This is a genomic window from Gordonia sp. Z-3 (assembly GCF_036233855.1).
Taxonomy (GTDB): Bacteria; Actinomycetota; Actinomycetes; order Mycobacteriales; family Mycobacteriaceae; genus Gordonia; species Gordonia tangerina.
Genome location: NZ_JAZARS010000019.1, coordinates 37,572 through 64,059, shown reverse-complemented (window position 1 = coordinate 64,059; position 26,488 = coordinate 37,572). Strand labels below are relative to the sequence as shown.

The following is a 26,488-nucleotide window of genomic DNA, read 5'->3' as shown; positions in this document are numbered from 1 at the left end:
GGCCAGACCGATCAACTGTGCTTGCCCATGTAGGCGAGCATCGTGTCGCGTTGGTAGCGCGACACTTCCGCGGCGCTCTCGTTCTCGGCGAACACCGATGACACCATGACCGTATCGTCGCGATCGTAGAAGCCGAGACGCCCCAAACCGCCGAAGAACTCGTCCCAGTCGACGTCACCGTCGCCGATCTTGAGGTGCTGATGCACGCGCACGGCATTGCCGGGCGGATTGGTGATGTAGCGCAAGCCGTGTGACCGGTGGTGGTCCATCGAGTCGGCGACGTGCACCAGGCGGAGCTTGTCGCCGGCGGCGTTCATGATCTCGGACATGTTGCCGCCCATGTGGAATGTGTGGCAGGCGACGTACACCATGCCGAGGTTCGGTGAGTTCACCCCGCGGATGATGCGGACCGCCTCCAGTCCGTCCTCGACGAAGTCGTCGGGGTGCGGGTCGATGCGGACGTCGATGCCCTCGCGTTCGATGATCGGCATCAACTCCTCCATCGAGCGGAAGAACGCGCGCTCGGATTCCTCGGCACGTTCCGGACGGCCGGAGAACTCGGTGTTCATCACGTTCACCCCGAGGTCGACGGTGATCTGGATGGCGCGTTTCCAGTTGCGCACCGCGGCTTCCCGGGCGTCTTCGTCGGGTCCCGACCAGCGCAGCACCGGCAGCACCGAGGCGACACCCACCCCCGCATCCGCACAGGCCTTGCGGAACTTCGCGACGAGATCGTCGTCGGCACGCGGGTGGTTGAAGAACGGGATGAAGTCACGGTGCGGGGTCAACTGCAGATACTCGTAGCCGAGCTCGGCGACCAGCGCGGGGAACTCCAACAATTCGTGGCTGTGGTGAAACGGAGTCGGGTCGAGGGCGAGTTTCATCAGCGGGTTCCTTGTCTGTTCGGCGGCCTGTCAGCGGGCGGTGCCGACGGAATTGGCCGACTTCAGACTCTCGGCGGCCACCTGTAGGCCTTCCAGCGCACCGAATTCGACATCCTCGTGTTCGATGTTGACCCACATGTCGGGATCGACCTTCTCCAGCGCTTGCAGGAAACGGGCCCAGAAGTCGACGTCGTGCCCGCGGCCGACGGCGACGAAATCCCACGCCGAGTCCTCCGGCCACTTGTTCACCACATGCTTGCCGCCGAGACCGGTCGGATTCTGCGACATCGGGATACGGGTGAACCGCTCGTCCAGCACACCGTAGATCTCGCAGTTCTTGTTGATCCGGGTGTCCTTGGCGGCGGCGTGGAACACCAGCGGCCCCAGCCACTCGATGGCGGCGACGGGGTCGATGCCCTGCCAGAACAGATGTGACGGGTCCATCTCGGCGCCGACATTGGTGGCGCCGACCTTGTCCACGAGACGCTTGAGCGTCGGCGGGTTGAACACCAGGTTCTGCGGATGCATTTCGATGGCGACCTTGACGTCGTGTTCGCGGGCCAGGGCGTCGATCTCTTTCCAGAACGGCACGGCCACCTCATCCCACTGGTAGTCCAGCGAATCCAGATAGCCCGAATCCCAGGTGTTGACGTGCCAGGCCGGCCACTGCCCGCCCGGATGGGCCTGTGGCAGACCGGACATGGTGACCACCCGGTCCACGCCCAGCAATCCCGCGACACGGATGGCCTTGCGCAGGTCTTCGGCGTCCTCGGGGCCGACCTCGGGGTCGGGGTGCAGCGGGTTGCCGTTGCAGTTGAGTCCGGCGATCGACACGCCGGTGCCGTCGAAGGTGGCCAGATACTCCTGCGGGGAGACCGCGCCGGACAGCAGATCGTCGACCGGCAGGTGCGGGGTCGGCAGGAATCCGCCAGCATTGATCTCCGCGCCCGTCAGACCGAGGGAGCCGATGGTCTCCAGGGCCTCACGCAGGGGCTTGTCGTGCAAGATCGCGGTGTAGACGCCGAGTTTCATTGTTCAAGAACCTTTCGAAAAGTGTGTGAAGCGAGTGGATTTCAGGAGACCTTGACGGTGGCGCCACCACCGAGGCCCGATTCGGTGATCGCCGCGACGGTGCGCATGCTGTGCACGCCGGTGGCGAAGTCGGGGACCGGGGCGAGGCCGCCGTCGATTCCGGCGACCTGGTCGAGGAAGGCGCGTGCCTGATAGGCGAAGAACTCGGCCTTGCCGTGTCCGACGCCGCCGGCATCCATCGGCAGACCGCCACGGATGTAGGGGTGATCAGGGCCGATGATCACGCGACGCGGACCGGAGAGCTCGGGGCGGTCACCGACCACGGAGATCTCGTACTCGCTCGCCCGGAACAGCTGCCATGACGCCGAGCCCTGCGAGCCGAAGAGCTCGAAACCGAGACCGTCGGGCAACGCGTGGGCGACGCGGGATGCGGAGAACGTGCCCACGGCACCGTTGGCGAAGGTGGCGGTGAAGGTGGCGACATCCTCGTTCTCCACCGGTGCCATCTCGCCGGTGACCTCGGCTTTGGTGTGGCCGTAGGTGGTGCCGACCGGGACCGGACGCTCGGTGATCAGCGTGTGGAACGTGGCGCCGCTGACCTCGGTGATCGGTCCGCACACGAACTCCGAGAGATCGATCAGGTGGCTGCCGACGTCAGCCAGCGCCCCGGTGCCGGGTCCGCCGCGATGGCGCCAGGTGATCGGCGACGACGGGTCGAGGCCGTAGTCGCACCAGTAGTGGCCGTTGAAATGAACCAACTCGCCGACGGTGCCGGCGGCCAGTTCACGACGGATCTGCTCCACGGCGGGCGAGCGACGGTAGGTGTAACCGACCACGGCCAGGCTGTCGGCGCGCTCGGCCGCGAGCAGCATCGCCTCGGCATCGGCAGCCGAGCCGGCCAGGGGCTTCTCGCACAGAACGTGTTTGCCGGCGGCCAGCAGGCCCTCGACCATCTCACGGTGCAAGTGATTGGCGACGACGACGCTGACCACGTCGATGTCCGACGCCTCGGCGATGGCCTGCCAGTCGTATTCGGCGCGTTCGTAGCCGTAGCGCTTGGCGGTGTCGTCGGCGACGGCCTTGTTGGCGTCGGCGATGGCCACCAACCGCACGTCGGGGCGGTGGGTGCCGAACAGGGTGCTCGCCATCCGGTAGCCCGCGGCGTGCGCGCGGCCTGCCATACCGCCGCCGATGACGGCGACGCCGATCGTTCTGTCAGTCACTGGCCAGCTCCTTCGTGCTGATTCCGGCTCCCTCGCCGGGTGGTCGAAGTCTCAACTTGTCCGGTCTACTAAACCGGTCTAGTTCCGCTACTATGAGCCCAGTCACAGGGGTGTGTCAAGCCCCCGGGTCTGAAGCAATCGGATGGGAGTGTGCAGAGGTGGCGAACGGGTCGAGCCGACCGACGATGCAGGACGTCGCGGATCGTGTCGGTGTCTCCAAAGCGACCGTGTCGCTGGTCTTCCGGAAGGCGCCAGGGGTCGGCGACAAGACGCGCGAGGACGTGCTGGCTGCGGCCGACGCCCTCGGCTACCGGATGAACCGTGCGGCCGCGCTGATGACTGCTCGCCGGTCCCATCTGCTCGGTGTGGTGGTGCAGATTCGCAACAGTTTTCACGCCGAGATCGTCGAGAGTATCGTGTCCGCGGCGGATCTGGTCGGATACGAGACCGTGCTGGGGGCGGTCACGCCCACCCACGACGAGCGCCGGGTCATCGAGACGCTGATCGACTTTCGCTGTGAGGGAATGCTTCTCATCGGTCCGGAGCTGGAGGCCAAAGACATCGTCGGATTGGGTGAACAGCTGCCGACCGTGGTGGTCGGTCGACGGATGAGCTCGGCGTCGATCGACGTGGTGCGCGCCAACGACGGTCGCGGCATCGGTGCGGTCGTCGATCACCTGGTCGGTCTCGGTCACCGCCGCATCGCGCATGTGGCGGCGGGGCCCGGTGTGATCGCGAGCGATCGGCGAACCGGCTTTCTGCGCGCCATGCAACGGCATCAGCTCGATCCCCGTGACGCCGTAATCGACGCCGGCGGCTACACCGAGGACGCGGGGATGGCGGCCGCTCGTGACATGGTCGGCGCTGCGATGCCCACCGCGATCGTCTGTGCCAATGACCGGCTCGCCGTCGGGGTGCTCGATGTGGTGCGACGCGCCGGCTACGACGTACCGGGGGAGGTGTCGATCACCGGATACGACGACTCTGCCCTGGCGAGGCTCGCGAATGTGGACTTGACCACGGTGAGTCAGCAGCCTGGCGCGCAAGCCGAGCAGGCCGTCGCGGCCGTGGTCGAGCGCCTCGACGGCCGGCGCGCCCGCCGCTCGTCGTCAGTGCTCGTACCCAAGCTCGTCGTGCGGTCGACCAGTGGCCCGGCACGTTTGTCCGAACTTGGCGTGCCATGACGTTTACCGACTCGTTCACGTCGCGCCGGCAGCCCTCTCCGGCAGACCCGAGCTTGGATCGACGGTCTCATCGTCGATGTCTGCTGCATTACGGGAATCGACCATCCGCTGCTGATCGGCGCTGAGCGTGTTCAGCGCGACCTCCTTGATGAACAGGATGGCGATGAGACTCAGGCCCGCCATCACCGCGGCAACCAAGAAGATGCGTGCGGTGCCGTCGCCGTAGGCGCCGCGGACGATATCGGCGATCGGTGCGGGCAACTCGTTGAGGTTGGCGAGCCCGGCCGAGGCACCATCTGACTGGCCGGCGCCGACTCCCAGCGCCGACAACCCTCGGGCGATCAGATCGGTGACGTGATTCGACAACACAGCGCCCAGCACGGACACCCCGGCGGCGCCGCCGAGGGAGCGGAAGAACGCGACGGTTGACGTGGCCGACCCCAGATGGTCGGGCCGCACATTGTTCTGCACGGCAAGGACCAGATTCTGCATGGTCATGCCCATGCCGACGCCGAGGACGAACAGGAACCCACCCAGCAGCACCATGTCGGTGTGGGCGTCGATCGTCGACAACAGGCCGAAGCCCAGCGTCATCATCGCCGCGCCGACCACGAGGTAGATCTTCCATCGCCCGTAGCGGGTGATCAGCGAGCCGGACACCGATGCGGACACCATCGACCCGATGACCATCGGCAAGGTCCTGGATGACGCGGAAACCGATCAGCATGCCGACCGATTGAGAAAGTCCGGCCAGGATCGAGCCGAGGGTGAACAGCACCAGTGAGAGCTGCACGAGCAGCTTCTTGTTCACCAGATCCGACATCTTGCCCCAGATGGGGGTGGTGGCCGTGGACGCCAGCAGCGTCGCCGTGACCACCCAGGTGTACTGGTCTTGCGTGCCGTGCAGGTCGGTGATGATGACGGGTAGCGCATTGGACACGATCGTCGAGGACAGGAAGGCCACGAACATCCCGAGCAGCAGGCCGATCAGTGCCTCGATGCGGGCGAGAGTGCGCCGGAGTGCGGCGCGCAGTATATAGTTGAGTACCGCAACTATGTAGCTGGTACTTGCAACCTTCAACTATCTGCCGTTATTCCTCGGGGTCGGAGGAGACGTCAGCGGTGTCGACGGCGAGGCGATGTAGCAGGTCAGCGAGTTGACGGACATCGTCCGGGTTCCAACGGGACAGACGCTCACGCCAAACCGCGGTCGCGGTGGTGGCCACCTCGTCGAGGCGTGAGCGCCCCTCGTCGGTCAACGCGACCAGGCGAGCGCGAGCGTCGTCCGGGTCAGGATGGCGCTCGACCAGACGTAGCCGAACCACCGAGTCGATCTGCCGGGTCAGGGTCGATTTCTCCAACCCGAGGTCGGAGAGCAGGTCCGACATCCGAATCGCGTCGTGGCGGGACAGCAGCACCAGCAACGGGTAGCAGGTCGGGTCGAGCCGAGGATGGATTGCACGGGCACGTGCGCGCATCTGGATGCGGCCGCGGCGCCAGATGTCGGCGAACTCGGCTTCCAGGTCGGTGATCGGATCCGATCCCATCGGCGCCGTGGTCCTTCCCCGCGAATTGTGATCGGTGTTGTGGTCGAACCCCGACCGATCACACACTACCGACCCCGCGTCTGGGCGCCGACCGCAGCGCAATGGCACGGAATGGAACACGACGCAGCGATGCCGCGTTGGACCTCGGTGGTCGGTCGAGAGGCGCCGACCGGAGAGGACCATCGCCACCATGACCGTCGCCGTCGACATCTGGACCGACATCAACTGTCCGTTCTGCTACCTCGGAAAGCGTCGTTTCGAGTTGGCCCTGGCCGAATTCGCTCATCGCGACGAGATCACCGTGGTGCACCGGTCCTTCGAACTCGATCCGACGATCCCCGCCGGCACCAGCGGAACAGTCGAAGAACACATCGCGCACAAGTACGGCATCCCGGTGGAGCAGGCGCAGGCAAACGAACGCGGCATTGCGGCTCAGGCCGCCGAGATCGATCTGCCCTACCAGGCCGGCGGCCGGGACTACGGCAACAGTTTCGACATGCATCGCCTACTACATCTCGCTGCCGCGCACGGCAAACAGGATGTCATGCTCGATGGCCTGTATGCGGGCAACTTCGCCGACCCGTCCCCCGTCTTCGGCGACCGGGAGCGACTTGTCGCGATCGCGGTGTCCGCGGGCCTCGACGAGTCGGAGGTGCGGTCCACGCTCGATGACCCGGAGGCCTACGCCGACGATGTCCGCCGCGACGAGCAGCAGGCCCGCGAACTCGGGGTCACCGGTGTGCCGTTCTTCGTATTCGGCGGAAAGTATGCGGTGTCCGGCGCCCAGCCGACCGAAACCTTTGCGCGCGCACTGCAACTGGCGTGGGAGGAGCGGCCCGTCACGATCGTCGGTGATCAAGACGCCGCCGCATGCGGTCCGGACGGTTGCGCCGTACCCAGCCCAAGCTGAGACCGCGGGCCACTGACAGCACGGCCGGGGCCCGGGCGATGATTCCGGCAAGTACGACAAATGCCGCGACACGTGCGGAAATGGGCCTCGACGAATCCCTGCGGATCGAACATGGCGCTCCTAGAGTTAGCTCCAGTCCGCAGACTCGCCGCGAGCCCATCTCGCGCGAGTCGCCAGCCGAGCACGGTCGGGTAAGGGGTCGCTGTCATGTCCACGCCAGGCTCCACTGTGAAGGGTTCGTCGGCGAGCCTGCGTGAACTCACCATCAGGGGCATCATTCTCGGTGGTCTGATCACCCTGGTGTTCACCGCCGCGAACGTCTATCTGGGCCTCAAGGTGGGCCTGACCTTCGCCACCGCGATTCCCGCCGCGGTCATCTCGATGAGCATCCTGCGGTACTTCGCCGATCACTCCGTCGTCGAGAACAACATCGTGCAGACGATCGCGTCGGCGGCCGGAACTCTCTCGGCGATCATCTTCGTGCTGCCGGGCTTGATCATGATCGGGTGGTGGACCGGGTTCCCGTACTGGACGACGGTCGCGGTGTGTCTGATCGGCGGCATCCTCGGCGTGATGTACTCGATCCCGTTGCGCCGCGCGCTCGTCACGGGATCTGATCTGCCCTATCCGGAGGGTGCGGCCGCCGCCGAGGTCCTCAAGGTCGGTGACACCGCGCAGGGTGCCGAGGAGAACCGCCGCGGCCTGCGTGTGATCGTGGTGGGCGGCGTTGTGTCTGCGGTCTTCTCGATCCTCACCCAGACCAAGCTCATCGCCGGGACCATCTCGGGGTATGTGCGGATCGGTCAGGGTGGCACCACATTCGGTGCGGGTCTGCTGTTCTCGTTGATCGGTGTCGGACATCTGGTCGGCATCACCGTCGGTATCTCGATGCTGATCGGACTGTTCATCTCCTACGGTGTGCTGCTGCCGATCCGGACGTGGGGCGATCTTCCCCCGTCCAGCTCGATCGCCGACGTCGTGGACAACGTCTTCACCAACGATGTGCGGTTCATCGGGGCCGGAGCGATCGCGATCGCGGCGATCTGGACGCTGCTCAAGATCATCGGGCCGATCGTGCGCGGTATCAAGGATGCGCTGGTCTCCACCCGCGCCCGTCGCGCCGGTTCGACGGTGGACCTCACCGAGCAGGACATCCCGATCACCATCGTCTCCGGTGTCGTGTTGGCGTCGTTGATCCCGATCGGTTTCATGCTGTGGGACTTCGCGGCCAACACCGTGTTACACGGCAGCGCGGCCGGGATCATCACCGCGAGCATCATCTTCGTGTTCCTCATCGGCTTGATCGTGGCATCGGTCTGCGGGTACATGGCCGGTCTGATCGGGTCGTCGAACAGCCCGATCTCGGGTGTCGGGATCGTGGTGGTGCTCGTTGCGGCCGTCGTCATCAAGATCACCTTCGGTAGCGCGAATGACGAACAGTCCGCGGCGCTGGTCGCCTACACATTGTTCACCGCCGCCATAGTGTTCGGCGTGGCCACCATTTCCAACGACAACCTGCAAGATCTCAAGACCGGTCAGCTGGTCGGTGCGACACCGTGGAAACAGCAGGTGGCGTTGGTGATCGGCGTCATCTTCGGCTCCGTGGTGATCCCGCCGGTGCTGCAGCTGATGCAGACCGCGTTCGGGTTCGTCGGTGCGCCGGGAGCCGGCGAGGACGCGTTGCCCGCGCCGCAGGCCGGATTGATCTCGTCACTGGCCGAGGGGGTGTTCGGCGGCGACCTCGACTGGGCGTTGATCGGGGTGGGCGTCCTCATCGGCGCGGTGGTGATCATTGTCGACGAGGTGTTGACCCGCACCGGAAGCAGATTCAGCGTTCCGCCACTGGCGGTGGGCATGGGCATGTACCTGCCGATGTCGGTGACGCTGATCATTCCGATCGGCGCATTCATCGGGCGCGCCTACAACAAGTGGGCCGAGGGGACCGGCAGCAACGTCGAGCGGAAGAAGCGCATGGGCGTGTTACTCGCGACCGGCCTCATCGTCGGCGAGAGTCTGTGGAATGTGGTGTTCGCGGCCATCGTCGCGTCCACCGGGGATGACACCATCCTGGCGTTGCCGTTCATCGGGGACGGCTGGGAGACCGGCTCAGAGATCCTCGGTGTGGTCGCCTTCGTCGCGGTGATCGCCTGGCTCTACCGGTGGACACGTCAATGGGCGGCCAAGGAGACGCCGGGCCCCGACGCGGCGAAGCAATCCTCGTCGTGAGTTCCTAGGCCGCGCACTCTCCGATGGCCTGATCGAGCATCTCGAGCCCGGATCGCAACTCGTCGTCGGAGGCGGTCAGTGGCGGTGCGATACGGAAGATGCCACCCATGCCGGGTAGCTGGACGACATTCATGTGCAGGCCGAGATCGTAGCAGCGGCGCGTCACCGCAGCGCCGAGTTCGTCTGCGCCGGTCTTGTTGTCGCGATCGGTGACCAGTTCGATGCCCTGCATCAGGCCGCGACCGCGGACGTCGCCGACCACGTCGTGGCGCCCGGCGATGGACAGTAGACCGTCGCGCAGCAATGTGCCGGCGCGGCAGGCGCGCTCATCGAGTTCGTCGCGGATCAGTACGTCGAGCACGGTGTTGCCGACGGCTGCCACGAGCGGATCGGAGACATGTGTGGTGAAGAACAGGAACCCGCGTTCGTGGGCGATGGCCTCGATCTCGGCCGACGTGATCGTCGCGGCGAGAGGCAATCCCGCGCCCAGAGTCTTCGACAGCGTCAGGATGTCTGGGACCACCTGATCCCGTTGGAACGCGTACCAATCACCCGTCCGGCACAGCCCTGTCTGCGCCTCATCCAGGATCAACAGCATGTCGCGCTGCTCGCACTTGTCCTTCAGCGCGCGCAGATAACCCGGCGGCAGGTCGATCACACCACCGGAGGAGAGAATCGGTTCGACGATGCATGCCGCCAGTGAGCCGATCGACTGCGCGTCGATCATCTCGAAACCGAAGTCGAGTTGACGCTGCCAGTCCAGCGAGCCGTCGGGGTGGGTGAAGTCCGGGCGGTAGGCGTTCGGGGTGGGTAGTGCGAGGTTTCCCGCGGCGACCGGCCCGTAGCCCCGTCGGCCGGAACTGTAGGTGGCGGCTGCGGCGGCGTGGGTCATGCCATGCCAAGACCGGGTGAACGACACGATCTCGTGCTTGCCGGTCACCAGTTTCGCCATCCGGACCGCCGCCTCGTTCGACTCGGCGCCGGTGGTGAGTAACAGGACCTTCTCGAGCGGTTCCGGGAGCGACTCGGCCAAGCGTTGTGCCAGTTGCACGACGGGTGTCGAGAGCATGCCGCTGAACAGGTGATCCAGCGTGCCGACCTGCTCGCGAACGGTCGCGACGATGTCGGGATGGGAGTGGCCCAGGATCGCCGACATCTGTCCCGACGTGAAGTCGAGCAAGGCCCGCCCGGATTCGGTGTACACGTACGAGCCGTCGGCGCGCGAGATCAGGTCGGGAGAGAACGAACCGCCGTACCGGACGAGGTGGCGGGTGGGGTTGCTCGACATGCCACCCACCGTACGGCCGGCCGGGTCGTAGGCTGCAAGCGAGACCATTCGACGCAGAAAGGCCGACGACGTGCCCGAACCCCTCGACATCGACATCTCCGACGGCGTGGCCGTCTGGACCATCAACCTGCCGCAGGTCGGCAACGCGATCACCGGAGCCGAGGTGATCACGGCCTTCGAACGGGCCGTGGACGAGGCGAACGCGGACCCCGCGGTGCGCGTGGTGATCCTCACCGGGGCGGGACACATCTTCTCGGCGGGCGGCAACGTGCGGGAGATGGCCGACGGTCAGGGATTGTTCGGCCTCGAGGCCGTGGATCAACGTCATGGCTATGCCGATGGCATCCAACGTATCCCGCGGGCGCTGCACCGGTGCGAGGTCCCGGTCATCGGGGCGATCAACGGCGCAGCGGTGGGCGCGGGGTGCGACCTCGCGATGATGTGCGATATGCGTGTGGCGGCAGAATCCGCGTTCTTCGCGGAGAGTTTCGTGCAGCTGGGACTGATCCCGGGTGACGGCGGCTCGTGGTTTCTGCAGCGCGCCATCGGCTACGAACGGGCCGCCGAGATGACCTTCACCGGCGACCGGGTGGATGCGGCGACCGCCCTCGACTGGGGCCTCGTGGGCCGGGTCGTTTCCGACGACGTCCTGCTCGACGAGGCGACCGCACTGGCCCGACGCATCGCAAAGAACCCGCCGCACGCGTTGCGGATGGCGAAACGATTGCTCACCGAGTCGCGCACCGGCTCCTTGGATTCGACGCTCAATCTGGCCGCCGCGATGCAACCGCTGGCGCACCAGACGACCGAGCACAAGGAGCGGGTCGCGCGGTGGGCGAAACGGTGATCTCGATACGCCACTCACTCCGTTCGCCGCTACTCGATCCGAGGATCTCGATACGCCACTCACTCCGTTCGCCGCTACTCGATCCAAGGATCTCAATACGCCACTCACTCCGTTCGCCGCTACTCGATCAGCGGTAGGGCGCGCTCTCCATAACAGCTGGTCGAGTAGTCCGAGGCGCTAGCCGAGGACGTATCGAGACCAGTGACACCACCACGCCTACCCCTGCCGCGGACGCGCAACGAACTCGGTGGCGGCCGCGGCAGCGAGTTCGGCAGCCGCAACGAGCTCGTGGCCCGACGCCAGATGAGCTCCGAGAATCCCGGCAAACACATCACCCGCGCCAGTGGTGTCCACCGCGCGGACCTGCTCGACGTCGATGCGGCGCATCGCCGAGCCCTCGGCCACGACGACACCGTGGGCACCGAGCGTCATCACCACAGAGCGCGCGACCCTCAGCAACGAACGCGCCGGCGCGACAGGATCGTCGTCGACATCCGGTGCGTAGAACCTCGCCTCGTGCTCGTTGACCACCAGCGGATCCGCAGCGGCGAGCACGTGTGCGGGCAGATCGGCGACCGGGCTCGGATTCAGCAGAAACCGTCGGTCGTGCCGCGAGCACCAGTCCGCAACGGCTTCGGTGACCTCGGACGGCGACTCGAGTTGGGTGAGAACGACTGCTGGGGACGTGGCGTCGAGAGCGTGTTGTACGTGCTCCGCCGTCAGCAATTGGTTGGCACCGGCCAGCACGATGATCCGGTTGTCGCCGTCGTCATCGACCTCAATGAACGCCTTCCCGCTGGCGGCGTCGGCCCGGAGTACGTGGGTCACGTCGACGCCTCCGCCACGTTGAGCTGTCAGGAGTCGCTCACCGTCCTCATCATCACCGACGGTCCCGATCAGGGCGGTCGGTGCATGCCGAGCTGCCGCGAGCGCCTGGTTGGCGCCCTTGCCGCCGAGGCGCTGCGACACCGATCGCCCCAGGATCGTCTCGCCCACCTCGGGCATCCGGTCCACCTGGATGATCACGTCGACGTTGAGCGTGCCGACCACCGCGACGTCGACGGGCGAGTTCATAAGGGCCAGTATCCTCAGTGCCCGTCGCTCTCGAGGAACTTCGGATGGTCCAACCGCCAGGTCAGCACCGCCACGACCACCGCGACCGCGGCGAGCGTGAGCAGTGAATTGCGTTCGTCGAAGGCGTTGAACAAGATTCCGCCCACGATCGCGCCGGTCAGGAAGCCCGCGTAAGTGCTGGCGTGCGCCACCCACCCCCACCGCTTCCGGCCGGCGAGATGCAAACCGATGCCCTGTCCGATCTTGACCAGCGTCCCGGTGACGTACGACAGCGGCATCACGACCTCGCCTTTGCGGCTGATGGAGGTGTTGAGAGCGCCGAGCCCGAACGCGAGGCACAGCACCGGCGCTATGCCGAACTCGTCCTTGGGTGAGTTCAGGGTGGCGTCGGAGATCGACGCGGCCACGGTCGAGGCGGCCGTCAGCACGGTTGCGCCGTGGCGGGCTTTGCGCCAGAGATGGATTCGTGCGAGCGTCGCAACGATCACGCCGAGCACGAAGGTGAGTACGGTGACCAGCGCGGTGAAACCGAGGACGTGGGCGCCTTGGATGTGTTCGAGGACCATCCGTTCGGTGTTGCCCGTCATGAAGGTGACATACCAGCCGGAGGAGTACAACCAGGCGGCGGCGCCGGTCGCGCCGGCCAGTCCCGCCAGTACCGCGGCCAGGAGCATCTCGCGGCTGTCGTAGAAGGGGCCCAGGAGTTCCTTGCGCGTCTGTGACGTGGGCGGCGCGTGGGTGGTGGTCATCTCGTCGACTCCAGTCGTGGTCGGTGGTCGAGCGTCTGGCCTTCGCCGACTGTTGGACTCGTCGGGCATCTCCAGCCCACCCGAAGCGCGCGGCCCGCGCCACGTGAAACCGACCACAGACGGACCCTCTGGACACGCGGCCACACACCTCGCCGAACAGCGGTCTACCGATAGTGGACCATGTTTTACATCACTAAACGGCCCTGTCATCCCCGTGTAACACGAACTGGGTTTCATGAGGTCGAACAAAGTCCACTGATGTTAGCCATGTGCGTCAGTGGTCACGAAATATCGATCGAGGAGGACCTATGAGCGTCGACAGCACCGAGACCACTGCGGCACCGTTCCTGGTGACCAGCGGCGCGTGGCAGAACCTGCCCAAGATGCCGGAATCGGAGTATCCCGGCACCCAGGGGTTCATCGGCGACGTCTACGAGAACCCGCAGGGCAGCGTCATGTGCTCGGGATACTTCGAACTGCGCCATACCGACGAACCGCTCTACTACGAGTACGAGTACGACGAGATGAAGGTCGTCCTCGAGGGTGAGTTCCTGTTGGAGAACAAGGAGACGGGTCAGACTCAGGTCGCGAAGGCAAAGGACGCCATTTTCTTCCCGAAGGGTTCCAAGATCTACTTCAGCACCCCGAGTTACGCGCTGGCGTTCTACGCCGGCCACCGCGACGCCGACCTGCTCTGAGGCTCCATGTCGCAGATCGCCTATTCCAGCATCCCGGCGTGGGCTCGCCCCGCCGCACCGACCGATGATGTGCCGTTCGACCTCTCGGGTCGTTCGTACATCATCGTCGGTGTGGGACCGGCCGCGACCGAACCGGTACACCGCTGGGCCACGACCGTCGGGAGCGACAACCTCTGTTGCGCTCTGACATTCGAGGACGTCGACCAGGCGGCAGCCACGCTTCGTCACGAGCTTCTCCGGGCGCGGGTCGGGGTGCGGGTGGTGATCCTCGCCCCGCGCGGCGCGGCGCTCGCACTGCGCGGGGTTGCCACCACCGCCGGTCTCATGGATGACGAGATCGGCGTGACCGTGGTCGGCGTCGACGCGATCGAGGTGTTCTGTTCGCATTGCACGGCGCTGACCCGCACCGACCTCGGGGTCGACGACATCATCGACTGTGCGGGGTGCGGCCGCCACCTGCTGATCTACCACCACGTCTCACGCCGGTCCGGGCACTACCTCGGCTTCATGGTCGACGCCGAGACCGCTTCGGTTGCAGAAGGAGTGACGCAGTGACCATCGCCATCTCCGGAACGTCGACGGGTACGGCGCGTGCCGAATCGTCGACGTTGCGCCTCGTGGTCAGCGCCATCGAGGATGCGGCACCGGGTATTCGGAGCTTCACCTTCGTCGCCCCCGACGGGGCCGAGCTTCCCGGCTTCGTCGCGGGCAGCCATCTCGTGATCACCGCGGGTGAACGCACCAACGCCTACAGCCTCACCGGCGACGGAGTGGCGCCGAGGCACTACTCGATCTCGGTGCTGCGTCTGCACGACGGTCTGGGCGGATCACGTTGGATGCACGATGCGGTGTCTGTGGGCGACGGGGTCGATGTCGAGATCCCGCGCAGTGCCTTCGCGCCCGAGGCGCGCGCCGCCAAACATCTGCTCATCGCCGGTGGTATCGGGATCACCCCGATCCTGTCGCATCTGCGTGCGGCGCGACGATGGGGACGTGATGTCCAGGTGCTGTACTCGTTTCGCGAAGGCCGGGCCGCGCACGTCGACGACATCGTCGCACTGGCCGGTTCGCGCGCGGAGCTGTTCACCGATCAGCCGGCCTTCGTCGAACGACTTGCCGAGACCCTGATCGATCAGCCGATCGGGACACACCTGTACGTGTGCGGACCGGCGGGGATGATCGACCACGTCGTCGACGCCGCGGCCCGACTCGGCTGGCCGGCATCACGCATCCATTTCGAACGCTTCGGCACCGATGCGCTCGACGCAGGCGACCCGTTCACCGTGCACCTCACCGAGTCCGACACCACAGTCGACATTCCCTCGGGCACCTCGGTTCTCGAAGCACTCGAGGCCACCGGTCGTGACATCCCCAATCGCTGCCGGCAGGGGGTGTGCGGCGAATGCCGCCTGCCGCTGTCGGGGGGAGCCCCACTACACCGAGATCTGTACCTGACCGATGCGGAGAAGAGCGCCGGGGACGCGTTCATGCCGTGCGTCTCCCGCGCCGCCGAAGGCACCATTCTGGAGGTACCACTGTGACCACCGCGCCGACCGAGTCGCCCACCGATTCCGCTCTGGTGACCGGTTTCCCGTTCCCGTTCGTCGACGACCACTACCGCTACAGCACCAACGTCGAGCCCGCCGACCACACCGTGACGACTGCCGCCGGCCAGTGGGGCGATGTCGTCATTGACGTCGACTCCGAGTACCAGGCCGAGATCGACGAACGCGCAGCAATTCTCGCGGTCGATCCCTCGCGTTCGGCCCTGCTTCCCCACATGCGTCCGGCCGCCTGGGACGCGATGGTGACCATCATGCGTGAGTTGGCGACCGCGTATCCGGACGAGTTCGTGCTGCGCACCGCAGGCGACCACTGGCAGTGGGAGAACCACAAGCTCGGGGTCGCCGACACCTTCTCCTATGGCGACGACACCACACTCCCCAGCGATCCGCTGAGCTACATCTGCGGACAGATCCAAGAAGACGTCGTCCTCCTCGACCAGCGCGACGGCCAACTCTTCGCCGACGCCGGGGTGGTCACCTTCGCCGCGGACTGGAGCTTCGCATTCGACGTGGGTATGGCCTTTCTGGAGATCCACGGACCGGTGCCACGGGTGCGTGAGGAAGGGGTGATCACCCGTGCCCACGAGTTCATCAAACGTCTCCAGCCGCATCGGCCGTATCGCCGCACCAATTGGACCCTGACGATCGGACGCCGCCTGGATGTCTCCACCGAGCGTTACCCGGAGTGGGGACCGGACCGGGAGATGATCCAGCACGTCGACGACGAGACCTTCGGTCGACTCGTCCACCTGCGGGTCGAGGTGCAGCACCTGATCCGGCTGCCCGACTCCGGCGCCGTGATGTTCCTCATCCGCACCTACATGCTGCCGCTGGAAACCCTGGCCGCCGTGGAACCTTGGCGGCGGCGGACCGCCGAGGTCGTCGCCGAGCTCCCCGACGACATGGCCGACTACAAGGGCATCATCAAGTACCGCAGTCGTGCTGCGGAATGGTTGCGCGCCGCGCAGGTTGCTCCGGCAGCGCCGGAGATCGACGAGCGTCCCGGCGAAGGGCTGCCCCAGTGGCCCGCAGTGCCCGATCCCGTCGATCCGGGTGCGGCGTCATTCCTCATCGTCGCCGTTGGCGATGACCCGAAGACCGGCGAGGTGGCAGGCGGCTGGGTCACCGCGGCCGAACCGATCGGCCCCACCCGACTAGTCGTCCTCGACGCATTGAGCGAGAACGAGGACCGTGCCGCCCTGCAGTCGGCGCTCGAGCGGGCGACCACCGGTGTCCGCATCCACCTGGTCGGCGGGCAGTACGACGTGCTGACCGCGCTTGCGGTGGCCCGCGAATCCGGCGCCGTGGCAGCGGAACTGTCCGCGTTCGTCGTGCACACCCGCGACCTGCCCGTCTACTGCGCGCAATGCCGGGACACCTTCCGCGTCGTCGGCGCGCCCGGCGAGGCCGCTGCCTGTCCCGGATGTGCTCGGACGTTGGAGGTCCACCAACACCACTCCGCCGTCCGCGGCGGATTCCTCGCCTCCTCGGCCGAGCCCGGAGCCGTCTCATGACGATCGCCGCCGAGGCGCCGGCCGGTCACCTGCACCCTGGCAACACCACCTCGATCCGACCCATGCGCGTGGTGGCGATCACCCGACTCACCGACGCCATCAGCCACTTTCGGTTGGTCCCGGCCGACGGGGCACCGCTGACACCGTTCGTGCCGGGCAGTCACCTCATCGTCACGGCCGCCGCCCACCGCAACGCCTATTCCCTGGTCGATGACGGCTTCCTGCCCACAAGTTACGGCATCTCGGTGTTGCGCCGGAACGGTAGCGATGACTCGGATCGTGGTGGCTCGGACTGGATGCACCGCAACGTGTCCGAAGGAACGGTGCTCGACGTCGAAGGGCCGCGGTCGATGTTCGCACCCGTCTGGAATCAGCGTCACGCACTGCTCGTCGCCGGAGGGATCGGCATCACCCCGGTCCTGTCGCACCTGCGCTCGGCGCTGCGACGTGGAACCTCGGCCGAGGTGATCTACTCCTATCGGCGCGCCGGTGGCGCCCACCTCGATGAGCTGCGAGACCTGGCCACCCATCCCGACATCGGTCTGTACGAGGTCTCCGGCGCCGACGACACCCGTTGGCTGCTTGCCGAGCGGTTGGCCCAACAACCGCTCGGCACCCACGCCTACGCCTGCGGTCCGGCGCCGATGTTGGAGACCTACCTCGAACTCGCCAGTGCCGCGGGGTGGCCCACCTCCCGAGTCCACCTCGAACGCTTCGCCGCGCCCGAACAGGATCCCGGTGATCCGTTCACCGCGACAGTGCGCTCGACCGGCGCCCGGATCGACATCCCCGCCGGCATGTCGCTGCTACAGGGCCTGCTCGATCACGGCGTGCCGGTGCCGAACCTCTGCCGGCAAGGCGTGTGCGGGGAATGCCGGATCGGGGTCCGGTCCGGCGTCATCGAGCATCGTGACTTCGTACTGACCGACGACGAACGTGCCGCTGCCGACAGCATGCTGTGCTGCGTCTCCCGCGGCCAGAACATCGAGGTGAATCTGTGACCATCGAATCACGATCCGCCGCAGACTTGCCGATTTCCGAAGGCACGGATCACCTCGCGAACCTGCCGTGGCCGTTCCCCGACGACCTCGAGCAGTTCCGGTACAGCGTCAACGTGGAACCCGCCCGCGTACCGCGCGTCACCCGCGGTGGTGAGTGGGGTCGACACATAGTCGACCTCGGCGGTACCGAATACCCGGCTATCATGGCCGACCGCCGACGCATCCTCGACAGCGACCCCCACCGCGTCAAGGTGCGTCCGGGAATGGAACCGGCCTGCTGGGATCTGTTGCTCTACTACCTGCGTGATCTGTCCCTGAGCTATCCGTCGGTGATGCACCTGACCGAACACCCGGAGCATCGATTCCATTGGCGCAATGAGCTTCTGGGAACCGACCAGTACTTCGTGCTCGGCGACGACGCATCCCTGCCGGGCGGTCCGTTGGAGTTCCTGGCCCGCGAGGTGCCCGACGACCTGCTCTTGGTGATCGAACGCGACGGACACCTCTACTTCGATGCCGGTGCGGTGACCTTCGCCGCCGCGTGGTCGGTGTCCTTCGACGTCGGTATGGACATGTACGAGATCCACGCCCCGGTACCGGGATTGACCCGCCAGGGTATCGTCTCCCGCGCCGAACAGTTCCTGCGCCGACTGCCTGCCGACCAGGTCTACCGTCGACTGAACTGGACGCTGTCCGCATCGGATTCTCCCAAGCTCGACGTCAGTCTCGAGGAATTGCCGGAGTGGGCGGACGACATCCCACAGATGCTGCGCGACAGAGATTTCGGACGTGCGCGTCTACGTATCGAACTCGAGCACTTCATTCGGCTCCCGATGACCGGTGCGGTGACCTTCAACATCCGCACCTTCATGGCCTCGCTGGCAGAGATCAAGCGGATTCCCGCCTGGGCGGCCCAACTGGCCACCGTCATCGAGACGCTCAGCGAGCCGATCGCCTCCTACAAGGGATTTCTGGAGTACCGCGACGACGTCGTGGCCTACCTACGCGAAGAGTAGATCCACCGTCGATCAAATCTTCGCATCATCTGTCCACCTAAAAGACCCAAGGATTCTGCTGTGGAACCCATACTCGCCGCGAACGCCGATCTGGCGTGGATGCTCGCGGCCTTCGTCTTTGTCCTCCTGATGTTCCCCGGGCTCGCCCTCTACTACGGCGGCATGATGGGAGCGCGCAATGTCTTGAACATGATGACCATGGTGATGGTCACTCTGGGCATCACCAGCGTGCTTTATGTTCTCTACGGATACGGGTTGGTGTCGGGACCGTCGGTCAACGATTGGGGACTGATCGGTAACCCGCTGGACTACATCGGTCTCGGTGCGAACATGGCCGACGACGGCTCCGGCAGCACCCAGGTGCTGTACTTCGCCGCGTGGTTCATCCTGTTCGCCGCGATCACTGTCGCGATTGTCGCCAGCGGTGCAGCGGGCCGGATGAAGTTCTCGGCGTGGATGGTGTTCGCCCCGATCTGGCTGACGCTGGTGTACTTCCCGGTGGCGCACTGGGTGTTCGCTGCCGATGGCGACGGCATCAGTGGCGGTTTCCTGCTGAACGACATCGGTGTGCACGACTACGCCGGTGGTACCGCGGTGCACATGAACTCCGGTGTCGCGGCCTTGGCGCTCGCGCTGGTACTCGGCGCGCGGCGCAAGCGCATGGAGCGACCTCATAATGTGCCGATGGCGCTGCTCGGCGGTGGCATCCTCTGGTTCGGCTGGTTCGGGTTCAACGGCAGCTGCGCACTCGGCGCCAGTTTCCTCACCCAGGTGGTCATCCTCAACACCCTGCTGGCCGGCAGCGCGGGCATTCTCGGCTTCGCAGTCATCGAGAAGTGGCGTGAAGGCCACGTGACGTCACTGGGCGCCATCACCGGTGCGGTGGCCGGCCTGGTCGGAATCACCCCCGCCGCCAACACGATGACCCCGCTCGGCGCGCTCGCGGTGGGCTTGCTCGCCGCCGGTGTGGTGGCCTTCCTGCTCAGTTTCAAGAGCCGCATGAAGGTCGATGACACCCTCGACGCGTTCGCCGTGCACGGTGTCGGCGGCATCGTCGGCACCCTGTGCATCGTGCTGTTCGCATCGGAGTCGGCGCCGGCCGGCGTGACCGGCATCCTGTTCGGCGGCGACATCAGCATCCTGTGGAAAGAGCTGGCTGGAATCGTCATCACCTGCACCTATTCGTTCGTGATGACCTGGCTGATCGCCAAGGGACTGGACAAGGTCATGACGCTGCGCGTCGACGAGGAGACCGAGGTGACCGGCCTGGATTCGACCATCCACGCCGAGACCGCGTACGAGATACCGGCGGCGGGAGTGGGGCATGCGCCGGGGTTGGGAGCCGGTGTGCCGCTGCGGAACGGTCTCAACGGACCGGTGGAGCGGGTGCCGACGTCGAGCTGAACCGGTCAGTCCATCCAGCGGGGGTTCGCCGATCACGGCGAACCCCCGCTTTGCTAGCGTCAGCGATCATGACGAGCGCACAGTCAGGGGTCGTCGTCCCGTGACCCGGTGGATCATGCTGGTGTCGGCCATCCTCTGTGAGGTCGCCGGCTCCCTGTCGTTGAAAGCCGCGCTGGACAACCCGGCGTGGTACCTGGTTGTCACGATCGGATACGTGGCGGCATTCGGCTTTCTGACCGCAGCGATGCGGGCCGGTATGGGAATCGGCGTCGCCTACGGCATCTGGGGCGCACTGGGGGTGGCGTTGACGGCGGTGTTCAGCTTTCTGATCTTCGACGAGCCGCTCACCGCGACAATGATGGTGGGGCTGGTGCTGATCATGGCCGGTGTGCTGCTGGTCGAGTTCGGGTCGCAACGAGCGCAGGCCGAGCGCGACAAGAAGATCGAGGCGGTCGCGTGACCGCCTCGATCTTCTTGGTCTGTGCAATTCTCTGTGAAGTGGCCGCGACGATGAGCTTGCGAGCGGCCGTGACCGGAACCCGCCGGTGGTACGCCGTCGTAGTGATCGGTTACCTTGTGTCGTTTGTCTTCTTGTCGCTGACCCTGGCTCACGGGATGCCGTTGGGCGTGGCCTACGGCATCTGGTCGGCCACCGGGGTCGCGCTGATCGCCGTGCTGAGCAAGTTCATCTTCCGAGAACCCTTGACCCTCATGATGGGTGCGGGTATCGCTCTGATCATCGGCGGGGTGCTGCTGGTCGAGACCGGCAGCACTCACTGAGTCGTGGCCACGCTGAATCAGGAGCCGTGGCCTGGCGCCGCGGTGCCGAAACCGTCAGCCCGGAGGAGTCAGTGATCAGCCACTCTGACAACGATGCAGTGGTGACGACTGCGCCCGCATCTCCGGTAGATCTTTCTCGCCGAAGCGCGGAATCACGGTCCTGGCTCGGCGCAAACGTGCCTTTCGCCGACTTTTTCAAGGATCTGTCGCGCTCCGGACTGAGCACTGCGGAGGTCGTGGTGCGTGAAACCTGGAGACTGGCTTTGAACTCATCCGGGAAGCGAGACTGGCCTGGGGCCCTCGTGTAACGGACGGTGCCGCGGGTCGCGAGCGCGGTGGTCGTGGACTGATCGGCGGTGGGGAGTTCATCGTCCGAAGCGCGTAGGTGAGACCGCGAGCGGCGGATTGGACCAGGATGGTCATCTCTCGTGGGTCGCGGGAGCCAGCCGTAGCGGTCAGCGCCTGCGTGACCCGTGGATCACTCTGTGGGTGACCATGTGACGTAGCCGAGGCGGGCGCATCCCTCCAGAAGCCGGCGGTCGTAAGCGAGCACACCGGTGAGTTGCTCGCCGATGTGGGCGGCCGACGCGAGGTGGATGGCGTCCAGCGAACGCAGGGTCGACGGGCCGATTGTCTCGGCGCGCGCAATGACGGCCTCGGTGATGGGGATGATGTCGATGCCGGCGAGCGCTCTGCTGGCGCGATCCATCAGTCCGCTGCTTCCGTCCCGAACTGCCGTGCGCATCAGTTCGACTCGAGTCAATGCGCTGGTCACGAGGTTCTCGTCGTCGTGCTGCTGTAGCCAGGCGATGAGGGCAGGTGTCTCGGCCTCGGACACGACGAGTTTGACGATGGCAGAGGTATCCGCGTAGATCATCGTTCGTCGCGCACGCGGTCGAGCTCCGACGTCAGGTCTCCGACGGGCAGATCCTCGACCTTGATGGCGTGCAGAGAGCCGGGGCTCCGCGCGGGCGTGAGGACACCGGCCCTGATCAAGGCCTCGCGTCCGGAGGTCTCGGTAGAGACAGGCACGAGTCGTGCCACCGTCTTGCCGCGATTGGTGATCGAGATCTCTTCGCCCGCTTCGACCTGCGCGAGGTAGCGAGAGGCATGCTGGCGAAGCTCGCGGATACCGATGGTCGTCATGAAAGCAATAGTAGCACTTCATGTGCTACCTAGGCCCCCCAAGTATTTCATCATCGGCTCTGCGCCCCCAACGAGAAGCCCGCGTTGTAGAGATTGTTGCTTTTCCCGGTGACCAGGTCGGCCGCCAGTACCCCGAACGCCGGGCAGAACTTGAAGCCCTTGCCGGACAACGCGGTCAGCATCGAGTACCGCACCGGCTCCCGGGTTCAGATCGGGAAAGAAGTTTCCCGCCCAGCGGTTGATCCTGGCGAGATCCGCACGGCTGACGACCGGCAGGTCCATCTCTGACCAATGTGCCGTTCGATGTCGTGCTCGTGCTCGATCTGTGAATGCACCTGCAGTGACGGGTGAGGTCAGGCCCACGCCGAGACATCGGCCCGACCCGTCTCATCGCATCTCGCCGGCCCCCTCATATGGATTGAGGCTCAGCAGCAGATCGTCCTCGGCGAATCGGGAGTACCGGAAGTCGTGCGGGTCGACGTTCTTCAGCGTGGTTGAACCGCTGAGTAGCAGGTCGGCCACGAGTTTGCCGACGGCGGGCGAGATCTTGAAGCCGTGGCCGGAGAATCCGGTCGCCAGGAACAGTCCGTCGACGGGCGCGGGACCGATGATCGGGTTGTAGTCCGGGGTCACGTCGTAGGCGCCGACGTAGCTGCTGGTGATGCGCGGATCGGGCATGTCGGGCAGGCGATGGCCGGCCTTCATGATGATCTTGTCGATGGTGCTCTCATCGGCGCGGTTGATGTAATTGTCCGGATCGATGTACTGCGGGGCAGAGTGATCCGAGTTTCCCATCAGCAGTTCGCCGTTGGGTTCCCGACAGATGTAGGACAGGCCCGCCAGATCGGACAGCACCGGCACGACCGGTGTCGGCTCACCCTGATCGACCAGCACCAGCTGTGCCCGCTGCGCGCGCACGTCGACCGGCACACCGACCGGTGCGGTGAGCGCCGGGGTCCACGGGCCGGCCGCGACGATCACTGTGTCGGCGTGAATGGTGTCCCCGTTGGCAAGTGCGGCACCGACGACGCGGCCGTCCTCGCCCTGGAGGAGTTCGGTCACCGTGGTGGACTGGCGCACCTTCACGCCGAGCTTGCGGGCCGCGGCAGCGAACGCCATGCCGGCCATGTAGGCCTCACCACGCCCGCCGAGCGGCTCGTAGGCGAAGGCGGCGAAGTCGTCGAGGTGCAGACCCGGCCACAACTCGGCCATCGTGTCGTGGCCGATGAAGTCGACTTCAATGCCGAGACCTTGCATCATCTCGACGTTCGCGCGCAACGGGCCGACGTTGTTCTCGCCGACACCGACCACGTAACCACATTGCTGGAAAGCCATGTCGTCACCGAACAATTCCATGGCGCGGGTGAAGATGTCGACGCCGTACCAGCTCATCGCAGCGAGCGACGGGTTGCCGTAGTGGCAACGGACGACGCCGCTGGACTTGCCGGTCATCCCGGAGCACAGCGTGTCCCGTTCGACGACGAGGACGTCGGTCTCGCCCTGATCGGCCAGCGACCAGGCGATGGCGAGGCCTTCGAGGCCGCCGCCGACGATGAGGAAACGTGTGGTGGTGGAGGTCATGGGTGAGTTCACTTTCTCCTGGATTCAGGGCTGGGTCAGAAGGTTGGCGAGAACGGTGGCGAGGGCGTCGCCGCCGGCATCGGCGTCAGGGTCCTCGACGTACTCTTCGGGGGAGTGCGAGATGCCGGTGGGGTTGCGGACGAACAGCATCGCCGTGGGGATTTCCTCTTTGAGAACGCCGGCGTCGTGTCCGGCGCCGGTCGGCAGGATCGGGGCGTCGGGCAGGATGTCCGAGAGCCGGCCGCGCAGGCCGGGATGGAAGTCCACCCGTGGACTCATCGACGCCTCGGTCAGCGTCATCGAGCAGCCCTCGGCCCCAGCATGTTCGCGGGCGACGGCAGCGATGTCGGCGACCAGCGCGGCCACCACGGCGTCGTCGGAGTGGCGGATGTCGAGCCAGACGTCGACCCGTGACGCGATCACGTTGCTGCCGCCCGGAATCGGATCGAGTTTGCCGACGGTGGCGCGGGCGCCGTCGACGGCCCGGCCGAGTCGTCGGACGTCCAGAACCGTTGCGGCGGCGGCGAGCATGGGGTCGCGACGTCCGTCCATCAGGGTGGTGCCGGCGTGATTGCCCTGTCCGCTGAACGACAGTCGCCACCGTCCGTGGCCGAGAATCGACGACCCGATCGCGATGGCCCGGCCCTGGTCGATCAGACCGCGTCCTTGCTCGACATGCAGTTCCACGAAGCAGCCGATCTGCGACAGCCGTTTGTCGTCGCGACCCATGCCGGTGGGATCGAGTCCGTTGCGGGCCGCGAGGTCGGCGAAGGTGGTGCCGTCGGCGTCGGTGAGCGCGGCGGCCCGTTGGGGGGTGACCGCACCGGTCATCAACTGCGAACCCAGGCAGGCCAATCCGTAGCGTGAGCCCTCCTCCTCGGGGAAGACCGCCAGCGCGAGGGGACGTTCGGGCATCACCGAACCGGCCTGCAGGGAGTCGATGGCGGCGAGCGCGGACGCGACACCGAGCGGGCCGTCGAAGGCGCCGCCGCCGGGAACCGAATCGAGGTGGCTACCGGTGACCACCGCGTCGGCCAGCGGGAGCCTGCCAGGGTTCCACCACGCCCAGATGATGCCGTTGCGGTCCTGCTCGATGTCCAGTGATCGTGCCCGGGCGGCTGCGATGAACCATTCTCGAAGCTCGAGCTCGGCAGCGGAGTACACCGGACGGCTGTAACCGCCACGGGCGCTGTCGGTGCCGATGTCGGCGATCTCGGCCAGCAAGCCGCTCACCGAGGTCGTGCGGGCGACAGTCGTGCGGGCAATGGACTCGGTCATGGGTTCTCCTCGGGTTGCAGTCGGACGGCGGCGACAGTTGCGGCGCCCCGGATCTCATGACGGATATCGGCGAGAAACACGGTGTCCCAGCGTCGTAGGTCGTGCTCGCCGACGACGAGTCGGCCGGCGAGTACCATCCACGCGATCCCGTCGTCCGGCCCGGGGCTGACGCTGCCCCGGATGTGGCGCAGGGACAGTTCCCCGAGGCACCTGCCGCGCCTGGTCATCAGATTGAGCAGACGCGTCGGCCGGCGAGTGGGGGTGGCGTCCACGACGTCCTCTCCGGCGAAGCTCACGCGATCGAGCAATGCGATCGTGCGAGCGGCCCCGTTGATGGTGAGGTCGAGTGGCTCATCGCCCACGACGACGGCCGTTCGATCCAGGCCGGGGAACCGTGAGAACCGGCCGGGGACAGCGATGTCGGCGATGCTGAGGGTCCAGTCCGGGGTGTCGGGAGGTCCGCCGGTGGAGATCCGTCGGGTGACGCCGAGGCAATTGCGCCATGGAGTGGCGACAAGGTCTGCCGCGCGCACGATCGTCATATCCCCAGTAGACGGCGGTCATTGACAAAACTCCAATACGTATTTGACGAAAACTTATCCGCTGGACAGAATAATTGGATGGAGCTGCGTCATCTTCGGTACTTCCGTGTCCTGGCCGATGAACTGCACTTCGGACGGGCCGCGGCCCGTTTGCACATTTCCCAGCCGCCGCTGACGGCGCACATCAAGGACCTCGAACGCGAGGTCGGTGCCCGCCTCTTCGATCGGACGACGCGGCGGGTGGAGTTGACGGGAGCCGGTGCGGTGTTCGCCGAACGGGTCGAGCTGCTGCTCGCCGACCTCGACGATGCGGTCACCGAGGTGCGCGACCATGCGGCGGGTCGTCGGGGGCGTATTCGGGTCGGCTTCGTCAGTTCGGCGAGCGGGACCGTGCTGCCGCCGGGGCTGCGGATCTTCCGTGAGATCCACCCTGACGTCCGGGTAGATCTCTCCCCGTTGACAACTCGCGAGCAACTCGATGCGCTCGCGGCGGGCTCCCTCGACGTCGGACTCATTCGATCCGGAGGAGCAGACCCGGGACTGACCGTCGAATCACTGTTCGCCGAACCCATGGTCGCGGTGCTCCCGGCGGAGCACGCTCTGTGCTCGCGCGAGCTCATCGACGTCGATGAGCTCGTCGACGAGCGGCTGATTCTGTTTCCCAGTGACCTGATGCCGGCATATGTGGCGCAGATCTGGGCTCTGTTCGGCACCATCGGGTCCGAGCCGCTGGTGGTGCAGGAGGCAATACACCACGAGACCGTCGTCGGGCTGGTATCGGCCGGAGTGGGCATCTCGATCCTGCCCGCGTCGGTAGAGCGGTTCCGTCCAGCCGACGTGGTGATCAGGCCCATCGCCGACGCGCCGATGACGGCGCTGCTCATCGCGCGGCCGGCCGATGATGCGAACCCCGCGGTCGACGGGTTCGTCGAATGCCTCCGTGCGGCGCAACGGATCGACGACTGAACGGTATCGACACACATCACTCACGACTCCGTA

27 protein-coding genes and 1 pseudogene are annotated in these 26,488 nt (G+C 66.0%); 14 read left to right on the top strand and 14 right to left on the bottom strand.

Annotated elements, in window-relative coordinates; genetic code table 11:
* Positions 1-11: 11 nt before the first annotated feature.
* Genes VX037_RS19940 through VX037_RS19930 form a run of 3 tightly spaced genes read right to left on the bottom strand, consistent with a single transcriptional unit; the run spans position 12 to position 3,139 of the window.
* Positions 12-884, bottom strand: a complete 873-nt coding sequence (locus tag VX037_RS19940; protein WP_328715553.1) for a sugar phosphate isomerase/epimerase family protein — start codon at positions 882-884, stop codon at positions 12-14.
* A gap of 30 nt (positions 885-914) precedes the next feature.
* Positions 915-1,916, bottom strand: coding sequence for a sugar phosphate isomerase/epimerase family protein (locus VX037_RS19935; protein WP_328715552.1), 1,002 nt, complete (start codon positions 1,914-1,916; stop codon positions 915-917).
* A gap of 41 nt (positions 1,917-1,957) precedes the next feature.
* Positions 1,958-3,139, bottom strand: a complete 1,182-nt coding sequence (locus VX037_RS19930; protein ID WP_328715550.1) for a Gfo/Idh/MocA family protein — start codon at positions 3,137-3,139, stop codon at positions 1,958-1,960.
* 185 nt (positions 3,140-3,324) lie between these two features.
* Here VX037_RS19930 and VX037_RS19925 point away from each other — a divergent pair, with 185 nt between their 5' ends.
* Positions 3,325-4,323: a LacI family DNA-binding transcriptional regulator gene (locus tag VX037_RS19925; RefSeq protein WP_442903718.1), complete on the top strand. Its 999-nt coding sequence runs from the start codon at positions 3,325-3,327 to the stop codon at positions 4,321-4,323.
* A gap of 15 nt (positions 4,324-4,338) precedes the next feature.
* On the opposite strand, the pseudogene VX037_RS19920 reads toward VX037_RS19925, so the two are convergent.
* Together VX037_RS19920 and VX037_RS19915 are read right to left on the bottom strand one after the other, a co-directional pair.
* A pseudogene (locus tag VX037_RS19920) lies at positions 4,339-5,293 on the bottom strand (MFS transporter).
* Between the two features lie 121 nt (positions 5,294-5,414).
* The gene (locus tag VX037_RS19915) at positions 5,415-5,870 is read right to left on the bottom strand and encodes a MarR family winged helix-turn-helix transcriptional regulator (RefSeq protein ID WP_235722994.1); all 456 of its coding nucleotides are present in this window, start codon (positions 5,868-5,870) and stop codon (positions 5,415-5,417) included.
* A gap of 190 nt (positions 5,871-6,060) precedes the next feature.
* On the opposite strand from VX037_RS19915, the gene VX037_RS19910 reads away from it, so the two are divergent.
* Together VX037_RS19910 and VX037_RS19905 are read left to right on the top strand one after the other, a co-directional pair.
* Entirely contained in the window at positions 6,061-6,780 is a 720-nt protein-coding gene (locus VX037_RS19910; RefSeq protein WP_235722993.1) for a DsbA family oxidoreductase, read from the top strand.
* A 207-nt stretch (positions 6,781-6,987) separates the two neighbouring features.
* Positions 6,988-9,006, top strand: coding sequence for an OPT family oligopeptide transporter (locus VX037_RS19905; RefSeq protein WP_328715548.1), 2,019 nt, complete (start codon positions 6,988-6,990; stop codon positions 9,004-9,006).
* Positions 9,007-9,010: 4 nt separating this feature from the next.
* Here the strand turns inward: VX037_RS19905 and VX037_RS19900 are convergent, their stop codons facing one another.
* Entirely contained in the window at positions 9,011-10,294 is a 1,284-nt protein-coding gene (locus VX037_RS19900; RefSeq protein ID WP_328715547.1) for an aspartate aminotransferase family protein, read from the bottom strand.
* A gap of 70 nt (positions 10,295-10,364) precedes the next feature.
* On the opposite strand from VX037_RS19900, the gene VX037_RS19895 reads away from it, so the two are divergent.
* Complete coding sequence (locus tag VX037_RS19895) at positions 10,365-11,141, top strand: crotonase/enoyl-CoA hydratase family protein (protein ID WP_235722990.1); 777 nt, start codon at positions 10,365-10,367, stop codon at positions 11,139-11,141.
* A 216-nt stretch (positions 11,142-11,357) separates the two neighbouring features.
* Here VX037_RS19895 and VX037_RS19890 read toward each other — a convergent pair whose 3' ends face one another.
* Entirely contained in the window at positions 11,358-12,215 is an 858-nt protein-coding gene (locus tag VX037_RS19890; protein WP_328715545.1) for a ribokinase, read from the bottom strand.
* A gap of 14 nt (positions 12,216-12,229) precedes the next feature.
* Positions 12,230-12,964 carry a YoaK family protein gene (locus tag VX037_RS19885; protein WP_266060586.1) on the bottom strand — a complete coding sequence of 245 codons (735 nt, stop codon included), beginning with the start codon at positions 12,962-12,964 and terminating at the stop codon, positions 12,230-12,232.
* Between the two features lie 308 nt (positions 12,965-13,272).
* Here VX037_RS19885 and VX037_RS19880 point away from each other — a divergent pair, with 308 nt between their 5' ends.
* From VX037_RS19880 to VX037_RS19840, 9 genes are all read left to right on the top strand, one after another.
* On the top strand, positions 13,273-13,662 hold the full coding sequence (locus VX037_RS19880) for a cupin domain-containing protein (protein ID WP_235722987.1): 390 nt from the start codon (positions 13,273-13,275) through the stop codon (positions 13,660-13,662).
* Positions 13,663-13,668: 6 nt separating this feature from the next.
* Positions 13,669-14,217 (top strand): dimethylamine monooxygenase subunit DmmA family protein, encoded by a 549-nt coding sequence (locus VX037_RS19875; protein ID WP_287015850.1) that lies wholly within the window; start codon positions 13,669-13,671, stop codon positions 14,215-14,217.
* Positions 14,214-15,203: a PDR/VanB family oxidoreductase gene (locus VX037_RS19870; protein WP_328715543.1), complete on the top strand. Its 990-nt coding sequence runs from the start codon at positions 14,214-14,216 to the stop codon at positions 15,201-15,203. The genes VX037_RS19875 and VX037_RS19870 overlap by 4 nt, the downstream gene beginning before the upstream one ends.
* On the top strand, positions 15,200-16,741 hold the full coding sequence (locus VX037_RS19865; protein ID WP_328715541.1) for a DUF3445 domain-containing protein: 1,542 nt from the start codon (positions 15,200-15,202) through the stop codon (positions 16,739-16,741). Before VX037_RS19870 ends, VX037_RS19865 begins: the two co-directional genes overlap by 4 nt.
* On the top strand, positions 16,738-17,742 hold the full coding sequence (locus tag VX037_RS19860) for a PDR/VanB family oxidoreductase (protein ID WP_287015847.1): 1,005 nt from the start codon (positions 16,738-16,740) through the stop codon (positions 17,740-17,742). The genes VX037_RS19865 and VX037_RS19860 overlap by 4 nt, the downstream gene beginning before the upstream one ends.
* Positions 17,739-18,758: a heme-dependent oxidative N-demethylase family protein gene (locus VX037_RS19855; RefSeq protein WP_235722982.1), complete on the top strand. Its 1,020-nt coding sequence runs from the start codon at positions 17,739-17,741 to the stop codon at positions 18,756-18,758. Before VX037_RS19860 ends, VX037_RS19855 begins: the two co-directional genes overlap by 4 nt.
* Before the next feature lie 60 nt (positions 18,759-18,818).
* Positions 18,819-20,162, top strand: coding sequence for an ammonium transporter (locus VX037_RS19850; protein WP_266060590.1), 1,344 nt, complete (start codon positions 18,819-18,821; stop codon positions 20,160-20,162).
* Positions 20,163-20,277: 115 nt separating this feature from the next.
* Positions 20,278-20,622, top strand: a complete 345-nt coding sequence (locus tag VX037_RS19845; protein WP_277614949.1) for a DMT family transporter — start codon at positions 20,278-20,280, stop codon at positions 20,620-20,622.
* Positions 20,623-20,630: 8 nt separating this feature from the next.
* Positions 20,631-20,942, top strand: a complete 312-nt coding sequence (locus VX037_RS19840) for a DMT family transporter (protein ID WP_442903717.1) — start codon at positions 20,631-20,633, stop codon at positions 20,940-20,942.
* Between the two features lie 478 nt (positions 20,943-21,420).
* On the opposite strand, the gene VX037_RS19835 is transcribed toward VX037_RS19840, so the two are convergent.
* The 6 genes from VX037_RS19835 to VX037_RS19810 all read right to left on the bottom strand — a co-directional run bounded on the left by VX037_RS19835 (position 21,421) and on the right by VX037_RS19810 (position 25,489).
* The gene (locus tag VX037_RS19835) at positions 21,421-21,819 is read right to left on the bottom strand and encodes a type II toxin-antitoxin system VapC family toxin (protein WP_266060595.1); all 399 of its coding nucleotides are present in this window, start codon (positions 21,817-21,819) and stop codon (positions 21,421-21,423) included.
* Positions 21,816-22,088, bottom strand: a complete 273-nt coding sequence (locus VX037_RS19830) for a type II toxin-antitoxin system Phd/YefM family antitoxin (protein WP_266060596.1) — start codon at positions 22,086-22,088, stop codon at positions 21,816-21,818. The genes VX037_RS19835 and VX037_RS19830 overlap by 4 nt, the downstream gene beginning before the upstream one ends.
* 50 nt (positions 22,089-22,138) lie before the next feature.
* Positions 22,139-22,282 carry a hypothetical protein gene (locus VX037_RS19825; protein ID WP_266060597.1) on the bottom strand — a complete coding sequence of 48 codons (144 nt, stop codon included), beginning with the start codon at positions 22,280-22,282 and terminating at the stop codon, positions 22,139-22,141.
* A gap of 193 nt (positions 22,283-22,475) precedes the next feature.
* Positions 22,476-23,669, bottom strand: a complete 1,194-nt coding sequence (locus tag VX037_RS19820) for an NAD(P)/FAD-dependent oxidoreductase (protein WP_266060598.1) — start codon at positions 23,667-23,669, stop codon at positions 22,476-22,478.
* Positions 23,670-23,693: 24 nt separating this feature from the next.
* Positions 23,694-24,947, bottom strand: a complete 1,254-nt coding sequence (locus VX037_RS19815) for an allantoate amidohydrolase (RefSeq protein WP_287015846.1) — start codon at positions 24,945-24,947, stop codon at positions 23,694-23,696.
* On the bottom strand, positions 24,944-25,489 hold the full coding sequence (locus VX037_RS19810) for a HutD/Ves family protein (protein WP_235722973.1): 546 nt from the start codon (positions 25,487-25,489) through the stop codon (positions 24,944-24,946). Before VX037_RS19810 ends, VX037_RS19815 begins: the two co-directional genes overlap by 4 nt.
* A gap of 78 nt (positions 25,490-25,567) precedes the next feature.
* Here VX037_RS19810 and VX037_RS19805 point away from each other — a divergent pair, with 78 nt between their 5' ends.
* The gene (locus VX037_RS19805) at positions 25,568-26,455 is read left to right on the top strand and encodes a LysR substrate-binding domain-containing protein (RefSeq protein WP_287015845.1); all 888 of its coding nucleotides are present in this window, start codon (positions 25,568-25,570) and stop codon (positions 26,453-26,455) included.
* The last annotated feature ends 33 nt before the right edge of the window (positions 26,456-26,488 follow it).